We start from the raw sequence: 12,778 nt of genomic DNA, 5'->3' as shown, positions 1-12,778 counted from the left end.
CAAAGCTGCATCAAATGCCTTTTTACTGCCGCACTTTAACCTGGGTGTTTTAACCGCCAATCATCGCCAGGTGGCGGGTGGCGCCGGTGTTGTGCTCGGCCAGGGCATGGCTGCTGCTTTTAAACTGCAGGCTGTGTTGTAAAAACTGCCGCACAGCTTCGGGATCGTCCTGTGTCAGCAAATGACGCAAACTGCGGTGTTGTTCGGTAAACAGACAAAGATACAGCTCGCCAAGGCTCGACACCCTGAGCCTGTTACAGTCGGCGCAAAAGTCTTTGCTGTAAGGCATGATAAGGCCAATGCCGCCCCGATGCTGTGGATGGAAAAACTCCTGCGCTGGCCCGGCATGGGCGTCTTTGACACCCAATAACCAGCCGGCGGCGAGCAGCTGCTGCTTGATACTGTCGCCAGACAGATGTTGGCGGGCAAAAAAGGCATTGTTGTCGCCGGTTTGCATCAGTTCAATAAAACGTAAAGTCACAGCACGGTTTTTGACAAAAGCCATAAAGTCGGGCAGTTCACCGGCATTATGCTGACGTAGCAGTACTGTGTTGAGTTTCAGTTTTTTAATGCCAAGGCTGCTGGCCAGGTCAATCCCTTCCAGAATATCCGGCAGTTTGTCCTGACCTGTGACCAGCGCAAAAGTGGCGGGATCTAGGCTGTCGACACTGACATTGAGTGCATCCAGCCCTGCGTCCAGCCAGCTTTGAATATCCCGTTTAAGCCGGTAGCCATTGGTGGTCATCGCGACCTGTTCTATGCCAGGCACTGCTTTACAGGTGGCAATAATGTCGCACAAGTCACGGCGCAAGCTGGGTTCACCGCCGGTCAGGCGGATTTTGCGGGTGCCACAAAGGGCAAAGGCGGTCACCAGACGTTTAATTTCCGGCAGCGTCAGCTCTTCCGCGCGGCTTGCACATTCATTGCCATCTGGCAGGCAGTAGCTGCAACGAAAGTTGCAACTCTCCGTCAGCGACAGCCTTAAGTAGCTGAAGCGGCGGTTAAATTGATCTTGAAGCATCACTACACACCTTTCCTGAGTGGGGAGGTCTGACCGTTTCCCGTCAGGCCCGGTGGCCCAATTGCCACGGCTGCTGCAGGCGGATTGCATGTGGCAATCACCTATCCGGAATATCAGGACTTAGCTTGCACAGCTCGGCGTTGTGCTTATGGTAGAGGCAGAGACGGGGGATTGTTATGACCTTGAAGGGGGCTTTTGGCTACTCCCTAAGGGGTATGCGGAGTGCTTCAGCTGCTCTGCTGTTTGGCGCCTTATGCCTGCCCTGTTGCCGGCATGGCCGGATAAAAAGCCGGCTTTATTCAGGCTATTTCTGAAGTGATTGCTAAAATTTTTGTTTCGTTCTAAGCTGCGTGCCCTTTTTATTTTTGTGGTCTGACTGACCGGATTTGTTGTTGGGCGTTCAGCCGGGCAATTTCCGTTCTAAAGCAATACCACACGCATAAGTGCAGGACTCTGGGCTATTTTTACAAGAGCAGGTTTGAGATAAACAGCTTCTGATAAAACCAGCAAAGCACAGCAAAGGTTTTGTGCTTTTACTCAGGCGATACAACTGTGGTCTGAGTGCAGAGTCAACCGAGGTAATAACGATGACTAAAGCAATTATTCTGGTTCTGGATAGTTTTGGTATTGGCAGTGCACCAGATGCCGAAAAATTTGGTGATGCCGGCGCCAACACTTTTAACAGTATTGCGCGTGCTTTTGCCAAAGCCAAAGGCCGGCAACTGGCGCTGCCGCATCTGGCACGTTTAGGGCTGGTGAAAGCTGCTTTTGGGGCTTCGTCTGAAATGGCAGCTGTGGCCGATTTAGAGCCGGTGCAGGGCGCTTATGGTTTTGCGGCGGAATTGTCCAGTGGCAAAGATACCCCGAGTGGCCACTGGGAAATTGCCGGTGTGCCTGTGTTATTTGACTGGGGTTATTTTCTTAATAAACAACAGAGTTTTCCACCAGAGCTGATTGACGAATTATGTGCCCGCACCGGTGTGCCCGGTATTCTCGGCAATTGTCATGCCTCAGGCACTGATATTCTGGTGAAGCTTGGTGATGAGCATATTCAAACTGGCATGCCAATTTGTTACACCTCTGCCGACAGTGTGTTTCAGGTAGCTGCGCATGAAGAGCATTTTGGCTTAGATAAACTCTACCACTTTTGTGAAGTCGCCAGAGAGTTGCTGGACCCTTACAATATCGGCCGGGTGATAGCACGGCCGTTTTTGGGTGATGCGGCAGACAATTACGCCCGTACCGGTAACCGCAAGGATTATTCAGTATTACCACCGGCACCAACACTGCTGGATAAGCTGACCCAGGCCGGTGGCACTGTGGTCAGCATTGGTAAAATTGCCGATATTTACGCCCATCAGGGGATTAGTAAAAGCGTGAAAGCCAATGGCCTGGCCGCTTTGGTGGACACCACGCTGGCTGAATTTGCCAAGGCGCCGGATCGCAGCCTGATTTTTACCAATCTGGTGGATTTTGACCAGAACTACGGCCATCGCCGTGATGCGATAGGTTATGGTGAAGCGCTGGAATATTTTGACAGCCGCCTGCCGGAAATTATCAAAGCGCTTGATGAAGACTCAGTGCTGCTGATGACGGCCGATCATGGCTGTGATCCGACCTGGGTTGGCACCGAACACACCCGCGAATTTGTGCCTGTGCTGTTCAGTGGCCCCAAAGTAGCGGCGGTCAATTTAGGGCAAAGACAAAGTTTTGCCGACATGGGCCAAACGCTGGCCGAATTTTTTGGTCTGGAAAAACTGGCTTATGGTGAGTCATTTTTAGCCCAGACCCGTAAATAAAACGAACAGACAACAACTGACTAAAACAACGAACAGATAACTGATAAGAGACAATCAATGACCACTCCACATATTCATGCCGAAGTAGGCGCTTTTGCCCAAACTGTATTAATGCCAGGCGATCCGCTGCGCGCTAAACATATTGCCGATACCTTTTTAACCGACGTGAAATGCATTAACACAGTGCGCAATATGTATGGTTTTACCGGCAAATATAACGGCAAAGACGTGAGTGTGATGGGCTCTGGTATGGGCGTACCTTCAATGTCGATTTATGCCACTGAACTGGTGAAGTTTTATGGTGTAAAAAACATTATCCGTATTGGCTCCTGTGGTGGTTTACCGCTGTCGGTGAAAGTGCGTGAAGTGGTGATAGCTATGGGCGCCAGCACAGACTCAGCAGTGAACCGCAATCGTTTACAGGGCATGGATTTTGCCGCCCTGGCCAGTTTTGATTTATTAGAACGTGCTGTTGCCGCCGCACGCGCCAAAAATATCGGCGTTAAAGTGGGCAATGTTTTCACTTCTGATTTGTTCTACAACCCAAGCGAAACCCTGTTTGATACGCTGGAAAAATACGGCATTTTAGGGGTTGAGATGGAAGCGGCCGGTTTATACGGTGTCGCCGCCGAATTTGGCATTAACGCGCTGGCAATTATGACAGTGTCGGATCATATCCGTACCGGCGAATCGTTAAGCCCGGATGAGCGTCAGACCAGCTTTAACGAGATGGTTGAAATCGCGTTGGCACTGGCATAAGGGGCCTGTTATGTCGCTGAGCAGCAACAAAATGTTTTATGTGTCCTGGGAAGCTTTTCACCGTGCCACCAAAGAGTTGGCCAAATTATGCCTGGACGGCGAGTATGACAGCATAGTGGCGGTGAGCCGTGGTGGTTTGGTGCCTGCCGCTATTCTGGCGCGTGAGCTGAATATCCGGGTGGTGGACAGCATCTGTGTGTCAAGCTACGACCATGACCAGCAGCGCGAACTGAAAATTTTAAAAGATGCTGCCCTCAAAGACAGCCCTAAGCTACTGATTGTCGACGATTTAGTCGACACCGGCGAAACAGCCAAAGCACTGCGTGAACATTTCCCGCAAGCTTGTTTTGTCACTGTGTATGCCAAACCACAAGGCAAACCGTTGGTGGATAAATATATCACCGACATAGAGCAGGACACCTGGATCCAGTTGCCCTGGGATATGGAGCTGGCTTACAGCCGACCGCTGGCGGAACAATAAAGCTGCGTAGCAGTCTTGATGTAGCCAATAAAAAAGCGCCTGATGGCGCTTTTTTATTATTTTGTATTTGTTGCACAAAGTGCAACCTGAGCCTTGGCTCAGGTTATTTCAGCTGCAGTTTAACCCAGACCAGACGGTGATCTGAGCTGGCGCCTCGGCTATTGACCACTTGATGTAGAGGCTCACCTGTCGCTGGCCAGAACACCCCACTTTGTTTGACCTTTATGCCTGCTTTTGACGGCAATACATAATCGGCGCGCATCCGCCAACCTGCTGTGTGACTGGCGGCATGCGGATTATTATTGCTATGCAATTCGCCCCCTTTGCTGGTTGGCGTTGGGCTGCTGTTCACGGCACTGTGACTGAGCAGCGTTTGAATAGCGTCCCGAAATGCATCTCCCTCCACCGGGGAGGAATTTAAATCACCCAGAATCACAAAAGGGGCTTTAGCCTGATAACCGCCTTGCTGGCCATTGTCATCGTAAAAATACGACTGGCCCGACAGGTAATCCACCCAAAAACGCACTTCATCATGGTTACGATGGCCGTTGCGGTTTTCTGCGCCGTCAAAGACCGGTGGTGTGGGGTGGCTGGCCAAAATATGCAGGGGTTTGCCGTTGATATTCAGTGGTATATCCCAGTGTGATTTACTCGATAGCGGCATCTGCTGCCAGGCGTCTGGGCTAAACCAGGGGCTGCCATCGGCTTTGAGCGTGGTTTTATGGCCCGGCATATCTTTCCATTTAAAATGCTGGAAAGTGCGTACTTGCTGCTGGTGAATCGGGAAACGCGATAACAGCACCATACCATATTGGCCCGGATAAAAACCAAAACCCCAGGCGTCTTCACCAGGTGTATTGACCTTACCGTCGTTGTTTAAATCAAAACCACTGGGCTGGCCGGTATTGACGGTATTGTAATAAAAATAGGGGTAATCAAGCGGCTTGCCGCCTTGCTGAGATTTTGCCAGGTAGTTGTCGATAAACAGCTGCACCCCGGCTTGAGGATCGGCAATATAATCAAATTCGTTCAGCAAAATTATATCGGGCTGCACTTGTTGAATAATGGCAGCGATATTTTTGATTTGTGGGTTGTCACCTTGCTTTAAGCGCTCTGACAGCACTTGTGGCCCGATAGGCTGGCCCTTTTCCACATAATTTTCTGCTTCCATACTGACGTTAAAAGTAGCGATAGTGAGTTCAGTGGCGGTCACAGGCAGAGCTCCGGTGAGGAAAGAACATAAAGTCAGCAAAGCTGCCGTCTTTTTCATTTGATTTTATCCATTTGGTAAAAGTGGCAATAGCATATGCAACAAGTCGAATTTAACCCAGAAATATTGCAATTAGATGGCTAGAATGCTGAATTTTGCGGCAAAATTCAGCGAAATATTGAGCAAACTTTGTTGGGAGTCTGCATATTTCTGGTCTGATATGTTACACTGATTTGACAAGAGGCGCTTTTGACCGCAACTAATTGGGTTAGTTCAACTAATCTGCATAAATTTAAAGGTCAAACAAGGCTGTAAAAAAAACGTAATGTTACTGCGTTAAGCTCGTCTCCCAAAATTAAACAACGATTTGCTTTAATCAGGGTTTGATACAACCTACAACTACCGGGTGAAAACAGATATGAAAATGAGACATATTGCTATGGCAGTTGCCGTGGCCTTAAGTTCTAGCTACGCCATGGCTGATACTTCTTCAGCAATCCGTGGTCGTATTTCTAATCCTGAAGGCGCAGCTGCCGCAGGTACCAAAGTTATTATTCTGCACGTACCATCAGGCACCAGCCGCACTGTAACCACTAACGAAAGCGGTAGTTTTGTTGCCTCTGGTTTACGTGTTGGTGGTCCATACAAAATTATCGTTGATTCAGACATTTATGCTGACGAAACTGTCAATGACGTGTTTCTGCAACTGGGCGACACTTACCAGCTGAACAAACAATTACAAGCCAACGACGTTGAACGTATTGCTGTGACTGGCGCTTCGATTGCCACTGCCAACAACGGCAGCAGCAGCTACTTCGGCGAAGATGACATCAAAAACGCGCCAAGCCTGAACAACGACCTGAAAGATATCGTTAAAAACAACCCATTAGCGGTGTTATCACCAAAAGACGGTGAGTTAAGCGTTGCTGGTACCAACCCGCGTTATAACAGCATCAGCGTTGACGGCATTGCCCAGAATGATGACTTTGGTCTGAACGCTAACGGTTACCCAACTACACGTTCTCCAATTTCTTTTGACGCTATTGACCAGATCACTATCGACGTATCACCTTTTAACGCCAAAGACGGTGGTTTCCAGGGCGGTAAAATCAACGCCGTGACCAAATCTGGTGGTAACGATACTTTTGGTTCATTCAAATATGAAATCAAAAACGACAGCTTAGCTGGCACGCCGGAAAACCGTTTTGCTGCCACTGCACAAAACCCGAAAGGCGAAGTACCGCTGGAATATGACAACAAAAACTGGGCTGCAACCTTAGGTGGTGCCGTAGTACAAGATAAGTTGTTCTATTTTATTTCTGCTGAAAGTTATGACGCAACTCCTCCGCTGGAGTGGGGCCCGTCAGGTGCTGGTCTGTCAAATGCCACTGCCGTGACTCAGGAACAAATTGACCAGGTTGTGAACATCGCGCGCTCTGTGTACGGTGTAGATGCCGGTGACTGGAACGTGATTCCGGAAGAAACTGATGAAAAATTACTGTTAAAACTGGACTGGAACATCAGCGACGAACACCGTGCTGCCTACACCTACCAGTACAACAAGGGTAACCAGACGCAAGGTAACCAGTCTTCATCAACTGTGATGCGTTTATCTTCAAACTGGTACAACAAAGAAGAAACCCTGAATAACCACGCCTTTAAACTGTACTCTGACTGGAACTCTGATTTCTCCACTCAGTTAAGTGCAACTTATATGGACGTTGCGACAGTGCAGAAATCACTGTCAGACTTTGGTGATGTATCTATCACTGTGCCACGTTTTGGTGGTAACCCAGGCCAGACAGCCACTATTGCTATCGGTAGCGACTTGTCACGTCACTCAAATGACCTGCAGAAAAAAACCTGGATCCTTGCTGCTGATGGCGATTACCTGATGGACGATCACCGCATCAGCTTTGGTTATCAGTTTAAGCGTTTAGACATATTCAACCTGTTCTTACAGCGTACTAAGGGTCAGTACACTTTCAGCAGCCTGGCGAACTTCCAAAACCAAATTGCGAACGTCCGTTACCAGAACGCTATCAGCCATAATCCAAATGATGCGGCGGCAGACTTTGTTCGTGACGAGCATGCGCTGTACATCAATGATGAATGGGCTGCCACTGACGACCTGACGATGAATGTTGGTTTACGTTATGAACGTTTAGGTTCAAACGACAAACCAGCATTTAACGCTTTTTCTAAGGCGCGTACTGGCTATGACAACAGCGAAAACTTAGATGGCATTGACATTTTACTGCCACGTCTGGGTTTCACTTATACTGCAACTGAAGACCTGACTTTACGCGGTGGTGTTGGCCGCTTCTCTGGTGGTCAGCCAACAGTGTGGATTTCTAACAGCTATTCAAACGTTGGTATCGGAACTGGTGACCGTACTTTGAATAACCTGACCGGTGTGAAGCTGGATCAAATTCCACAGGCGTTAAAAGATGCTGTTGCCGGTGTCACCACTGGTGGTAACACTAACCTGGTTGATCCAAACTTCAATCTGCCGTCTGACTGGCGTTACCAATTGGCTGCTGACTACGTATTCAGCCTGCCAGTGATCGGCGATGACATTAACTGGACCACAGAGCTGTTGTATGTACAAAAACAAGACAGCGTAGTGTGGAAAGACGTAAGTATTCTGCCTTCTGAACAGATCGCAACTACTCCGGATGGTCAGCGTAAGATCTACCGTGACACTGACGGTGTTGTTGACATTATGTTAACCAATGCTGAAGACGATGGCCGTTCAAAGATTTTCAGCACCATGTTGAGCAAAAACTGGGACAGCGGTATCAGTGTTGTGACGTCGTACACCCACCAGGACATTACTGAAGGTGCCCCAGCGACCAGCTCAACAGCCGGCAGTAACTATGGTAACAACCCGGTGATCAACCGTAACGAAATGTTGTTAGGTCGTTCTACATTCGAGACTGAACACCGTTTTGTCGTGAACTTTGGTTATGAAACTGAGCTGTTCTCTGGTTATGCAACTAACGTCAGCATGTTCTATGAGCGTCGTTCAGGTAAGCCAATTAACTACCTGTTAGGTGTAACTGACTTCAACGGTCCACAAGCGACCAACCCGTACGTGCAGTTAAGCCCTGGCACCACTAACAACTACTTCCTGCCGTTTATCCCGGTAAAAGGCGATTATTCAGTTGTTAAATTTGCCAACCCTGCTGCAGAAGCTACGTTCTGGGAGCGTGTAACTCAGTTAGGTCTGGATCAGTACCAGGGTCAATACCTGCCTAAAGGCGTGAAAACAACTCCTTGGGTAACTACACTGGATCTGTCATTGCGTCAGGAAATTCCAGGTTTTGCTGAAGGCCATACAGGCTCGGTATATCTGAATATCGAAAACTTACTGAACCTGATCGACAGCAGCAAAGGTAAAGTTTACGGCGATGACTTCGGTGACATCACTCTGGCTAACTTCACGTTAGATCAGAACACTTACCACTATGTTTACAACAACATCACGTCGAACCAGCGTAACTGGGACAAGTTCTACACAGAAAAGTCTACCTGGCGTATGAAAGTTGGCGTAAGCTACAACTTCTGATAACACAGTAGTCTGTATAAAAAAAGCGCCGGTCGACAGACCGGCGTTTTCTTTTATGCTGAAGTCTGGCTGATTCAGGCCAAAGCCTGAAGTTAAGCAGAGATTAATTATTTCTAATTTGGCGTAAATTCGCGATAATTACGCTTATTTCATCTTGATAAGAACATAACCGTGGCCAAACCTACCATTATTGCAATTGCCGGCGCTTCAGCCTCAGGCAAAAGTCTTTTCGCTTCTACCGTTTATCAGGAACTTGTTGCTGAATTTGGCGGGGAACGTATATCAGTGCTGGCAGAGGACGCCTATTACCGCAATCAGGATCATTTGTCGATGGAGCAGCGGGTGTTGACCAACTACGACCACCCAGCCGCTTTTGAACATGAATTGCTGGCTGCGCATTTACAACAATTACGGGAAGGTCAGGCGGTAGAAATGCCGCAATATTGTTATAAAACCCATACCCGTAAAATCGAGACCATCAAGGTGCAACCGGCCAAAGTGATTCTGGTGGAAGGTATCTTGTTATTAACAGATGCCCGTTTGCGCGAGCAGTTTAATATTACTGTGTTTATGGATACGCCGCTGGACGTGTGTTTATTACGCCGTATTAAAAGAGATATGGAAGACAGGGGCCGCACTTTAAGTTCTATCACCGAACAATACGAAAACTACGTACGTCCGGCCTTTTTTGAGTTTATTTCACCATCCAAACAATACGCCGATTTAGTGGTGACCCGCGGTGGTAAAAACGAAATTGCCATTGATATTATTAAAACCAAGATCCGGGCTCTATTAGCAAGCTAAGCCGTATAAGCTAAAAAAAACCGCCTTTTCGGCGGTTTTTTTTGCGCTGGAACTTTTCAATTGCCACAAAATTCTAAAGTTAAGCGAATGAAATAAAAGCTAAATTTTAGCCAAACCTAGGTAAACATCCGACTGAGTTCAAACTCTTTTCAACTGTAGCTTTTCTGTTATAATCGCGCAGCAAAACTTCAAGTTTAGACAACCCCAGACAAGCAATCTCAAGCCTCGGCAGCTCTGCTGACGGCCTCCCGCTTCGAAACTGTAACTACTTGATCTTTTGGTGCTATCCTAGGAATCCGGCATCACTAGAACAATAATTCTGCAGCTTTGCGGATCTAGATCCAAGGAATATCAATATGATGAGTTTAGTTGGCATCTTTGCCATCTTATTAGTCGCCTATTTGGCGTCAACACACAGAAGCCAGATCAAATGGCGCACAGTGGGTGGTGCTTTTGCCATTCAGCTGGCCATTGGTGCTTTTGTACTTTATGTGCCTTTTGGCAAAGATGTGCTGATGAGCGTGTCTGTTGCCGTAGGTAACGTGATTTCTTATGCGCAGGAAGGTATTCGTTTCCTTTTTGGTGACGCCGGCGCGATGAAATATGGTTTTGTTTTTGCCATTCACGTGCTGACCGTCATTATCTTCTTCTCTTCATTAATCGCTGTGTTGTATCACATAGGTGTGATGAAGTTTGTCATTGGCGTGATTGGCGGGGGCTTACAAAAATTACTTGGCACCAGCCGCCCTGAGTCAATGAGCGCAGCAGCCAATATTTTTGTGGGTCAGACTGAAGCGCCCCTGGTGGTGCGGCCTTTTATTCCAACCATGACCCGCTCAGAGTTATTTGCCGTGATGGTGGGTGGTCTGGCATCTGTGGCAGGTTCAGTATTGGCAGGTTATGCCGGTATGGGTGTTGAACTGAAATACCTGATTGCGGCCAGTTTTATGGCGGCGCCTGGTGGTTTGTTAATGGCAAAAATTTTAGTGCCGGAAACAGAACAGCCCAAAAATACCCTGACTGAAATTGGCGTTGAAGAGCGCAGCACCAACGTCATTGATGCGGCAGCTTCAGGAGCGGCCAGTGGTTTAATGCTGGCGTTAAACGTTGGGGCTATGCTTTTGGCATTTGTGGGTTTGATTGCTTTAATTAATGGCATTGTCGGCTGGGCCGGCGCCATGGTGGGCATGGAAGGTTTAACCTTACAGCTTATTTTTGGTTATGTGTTCCAGCCTTTGGCTTTTATCCTGGGTGTGAGCTGGGAAGAAGCAAGGTTAGCCGGTAGTTTTATCGGTCAAAAACTAGTGATTAATGAATTCGTGGCTTACCTGGACTTCATCAAGTATGTACAGGAAGGCAAGCTCTCTGAGCACACGCAAATAATCGTAACCATAGCGTTATGTGGCTTTGCTAATTTCTCGTCGATTGCCATCCTGTTGGGTGGTCTTGGCAGCATGGCGCCAAGTCGTCGGCCTGACATTGCACAGCTGGGTTTAAAAGCACTGTTTGCCGCAACATTAGCAAATTTAATGTCCGCTGCTATTGCAGGCTTTTTCTTCTCTTTAGGCTAAAAACTTAAGTAAAACAGGTCTGTTCTATGACTCAACAACAAGTCCCAACCTTAGATATCAGACGGTTTGCCACCGACAAAGAAAACTTTGTTGCCGAAATTGGCAAGGCTTACACTGAATTTGGTTTCTGTGGCATTAGTGGCCACGGTATTCCGGATGAAGTAGTAGCTGACACTTATAAAGTGATTAAACAATTTTTCGCTTTACCGACTGAAGTCAAAGCGCAGTACCACCAGCCTGGGCAGGGTGGGGCGCGCGGTTACACCGGATTTGGTGTTGAAAAAGCCAAAGACAGCAAACATCCGGACTTAAAAGAGTTCTGGCATGTTGGCCGTGAGCTCAGCGGCCCGGCACCACACCCAAGCCTGTATCCAAATGTCTGGCCTAAAGAAGTGCCGGAATTTAAACAGGCCACTTATGCGCTGTATTCAGCGCTGGAAAAACTGGGTTGTCAGGTGCTTGAAGCTTTGGCTTTGTTCTTAAAACAAGACCAAAAGTACTTTGCTGACAAAGTGAATTATGGCAACTCTATTTTGCGGCCAATTCACTACCCGCCAATTGCCGATACTTCAACCCAGTCTATCCGCGCTGGTCAGCATGAAGATATTAATCTCATCACTTTATTAGTAGGCTCGCATGAGTCAGGGCTGGAAATTCTGCGCCGTGACGGCAGCTGGTTACCAGTGACGACTATTGAAGGCACTATAGTGGTGAATATCGGTGATATGTTGCAGCGCCTGACCAACCATGTGCTGCCGTCCACTACCCATAGGGTGGTGAACCCGGCCGGCGCCGCAGCTGGTCAGCCAAGATATTCGATTCCGTTTTTTATGCATCCGAACCCGGATTATGTCATTAAAACGCTGGAGTCCTGTATCAGCGCGGAAAACCCAAATCGTTATCCGGAGCCTATCAACTCCAACGATTACCTGATGCAGCGTTTGGAAGAAATTGGTTTATTAAAAAAAGCCAAATATTAACAGGCTGATATTCGTGTAACAGCGGATAAAGTTCAGTCACCATCAGAGGCCATTGCAATTTCTGCGGTGGCCTTTTTATTTGGGGCAATTTTTATCGCTGATGGCCTTTGTAACAGAGTCCGGCAGTTTCCCCTCCTATATAACCATCAGCTTGCTGACCTGCGGGGTCACAGTCTCTGCAAAGTCGCAGCAGATTGACCATGCTTGCAGGCGTTGAAAAAGATATAGCGGGGTGTTGAACCAAGGCCGCAGCAGGGGCAAGCGACTTTTTTGGCAAAATAACCTCAGCTTTGCTGAACATTTAAACGATCAGTTTAAAAATGTCGGATTTTTTGCAAAGGCAGGTTGACGTAAATGCGCCCGGCGCATAATATGCACGGCGTCGGCGGCATATGCCTCGGTGGTGGAATTGGTAGACACACTAGCTTCAGGTGTTAGCGCTTCGCGGCGTGGGGGTTCGAGTCCCCCCCTAGGCACCAAAGTCGCAGACAAATAAAAAAGTCGTATTGAAAAATACGCAAAACACTTGCCTCGGTGGTGGAATTGGTAGACACACTAGCTTCAGGTGTTAGCGCTTCGCGG

General features: G+C 48.0%; 9 protein-coding genes, 1 tRNA gene and 1 riboswitch. Of the genes, 8 read left to right on the top strand and 2 right to left on the bottom strand.

What is annotated here, in order from left to right; genetic code table 11:
• Window positions 1-49: 49 nt before the first annotated feature.
• Window positions 50-1,021, bottom strand: coding sequence for a GTP 3',8-cyclase MoaA (gene moaA / locus V7P87_RS10500; RefSeq protein WP_333797390.1), 972 nt, complete (start codon window positions 1,019-1,021; stop codon window positions 50-52).
• Window positions 1,013-1,174: riboswitch (molybdenum cofactor riboswitch) on the bottom strand. (Overlaps the previous gene by 9 nt.)
• A gap of 434 nt (window positions 1,175-1,608) precedes the next feature.
• Between moaA and V7P87_RS10495 the strand changes: the two genes are divergently transcribed.
• Genes V7P87_RS10495 through gpt form a run of 3 tightly spaced genes read left to right on the top strand, consistent with a single transcriptional unit; the run spans window position 1,609 to window position 4,060 of the window.
• Window positions 1,609-2,820 (top strand): phosphopentomutase, encoded by a 1,212-nt coding sequence (locus tag V7P87_RS10495; protein ID WP_333797389.1) that lies wholly within the window; start codon window positions 1,609-1,611, stop codon window positions 2,818-2,820.
• A 57-nt stretch (window positions 2,821-2,877) separates the two neighbouring features.
• Window positions 2,878-3,579: a purine-nucleoside phosphorylase gene (gene deoD, locus V7P87_RS10490; protein WP_333797388.1), complete on the top strand. Its 702-nt coding sequence runs from the start codon at window positions 2,878-2,880 to the stop codon at window positions 3,577-3,579.
• Window positions 3,580-3,589: 10 nt separating this feature from the next.
• Window positions 3,590-4,060 carry a xanthine phosphoribosyltransferase gene (gene gpt / locus V7P87_RS10485; protein ID WP_296299742.1) on the top strand — a complete coding sequence of 157 codons (471 nt, stop codon included), beginning with the start codon at window positions 3,590-3,592 and terminating at the stop codon, window positions 4,058-4,060.
• A gap of 103 nt (window positions 4,061-4,163) precedes the next feature.
• Here gpt and V7P87_RS10480 read toward each other — a convergent pair whose 3' ends face one another.
• Window positions 4,164-5,330, bottom strand: a complete 1,167-nt coding sequence (locus tag V7P87_RS10480) for an endonuclease/exonuclease/phosphatase family protein (RefSeq protein ID WP_333797387.1) — start codon at window positions 5,328-5,330, stop codon at window positions 4,164-4,166.
• A 358-nt stretch (window positions 5,331-5,688) separates the two neighbouring features.
• Here V7P87_RS10480 and V7P87_RS10475 point away from each other — a divergent pair, with 358 nt between their 5' ends.
• From V7P87_RS10475 to V7P87_RS10455, 5 genes are all read left to right on the top strand, one after another.
• A complete protein-coding gene (locus tag V7P87_RS10475; RefSeq protein WP_333797386.1) occupies window positions 5,689-8,841 on the top strand; it encodes a TonB-dependent receptor in 3,153 nt (1,050 codons plus the stop codon).
• 171 nt (window positions 8,842-9,012) lie between these two features.
• Window positions 9,013-9,645: a uridine kinase gene (gene udk / locus V7P87_RS10470; RefSeq protein ID WP_333797385.1), complete on the top strand. Its 633-nt coding sequence runs from the start codon at window positions 9,013-9,015 to the stop codon at window positions 9,643-9,645.
• A 356-nt stretch (window positions 9,646-10,001) separates the two neighbouring features.
• Window positions 10,002-11,216 (top strand): NupC/NupG family nucleoside CNT transporter, encoded by a 1,215-nt coding sequence (locus V7P87_RS10465; RefSeq protein WP_333797384.1) that lies wholly within the window; start codon window positions 10,002-10,004, stop codon window positions 11,214-11,216.
• Window positions 11,217-11,242: 26 nt separating this feature from the next.
• On the top strand, window positions 11,243-12,196 hold the full coding sequence (locus V7P87_RS10460) for an isopenicillin N synthase family dioxygenase (protein ID WP_333797383.1): 954 nt from the start codon (window positions 11,243-11,245) through the stop codon (window positions 12,194-12,196).
• Between the two features lie 394 nt (window positions 12,197-12,590).
• Window positions 12,591-12,675: transfer RNA gene (locus V7P87_RS10455), tRNA-Leu, on the top strand.
• The last annotated feature ends 103 nt before the right edge of the window (window positions 12,676-12,778 follow it).

The sequence above is a fragment of the Rheinheimera sp. genome, assembly GCF_036782235.1.
In the GTDB taxonomy this organism is placed as follows: domain Bacteria; phylum Pseudomonadota; class Gammaproteobacteria; order Enterobacterales; family Alteromonadaceae; genus Pararheinheimera.
The sequence above is the reverse complement of the archived record's forward strand: the minus strand, read 5'-3'. Positions and strand labels throughout refer to the sequence as shown.

Excerpts from the sequence above, each read along its gene's own strand:
- V7P87_RS10465 (WP_333797384.1), top strand. The coding sequence starts at position 10,002 with ATGATGAGTTTAGTTGGCATCTTTGCCATCTTATTAGTCGCCTATTTG.
- V7P87_RS10460 (WP_333797383.1), top strand. The coding sequence starts at position 11,243 with ATGACTCAACAACAAGTCCCAACCTTAGATATCAGACGGTTTGCCACC.
- gpt (WP_296299742.1), top strand. The coding sequence starts at position 3,590 with ATGTCGCTGAGCAGCAACAAAATGTTTTATGTGTCCTGGGAAGCTTTT.
- deoD (WP_333797388.1), top strand. The coding sequence starts at position 2,878 with ATGACCACTCCACATATTCATGCCGAAGTAGGCGCTTTTGCCCAAACT.
- V7P87_RS10475 (WP_333797386.1), top strand. The coding sequence starts at position 5,689 with ATGAAAATGAGACATATTGCTATGGCAGTTGCCGTGGCCTTAAGTTCT.
- V7P87_RS10495 (WP_333797389.1), top strand. The coding sequence starts at position 1,609 with ATGACTAAAGCAATTATTCTGGTTCTGGATAGTTTTGGTATTGGCAGT.
- moaA (WP_333797390.1), bottom strand. The coding sequence starts at position 1,021 with ATGCTTCAAGATCAATTTAACCGCCGCTTCAGCTACTTAAGGCTGTCG.
- V7P87_RS10480 (WP_333797387.1), bottom strand. The coding sequence starts at position 5,330 with ATGAAAAAGACGGCAGCTTTGCTGACTTTATGTTCTTTCCTCACCGGA.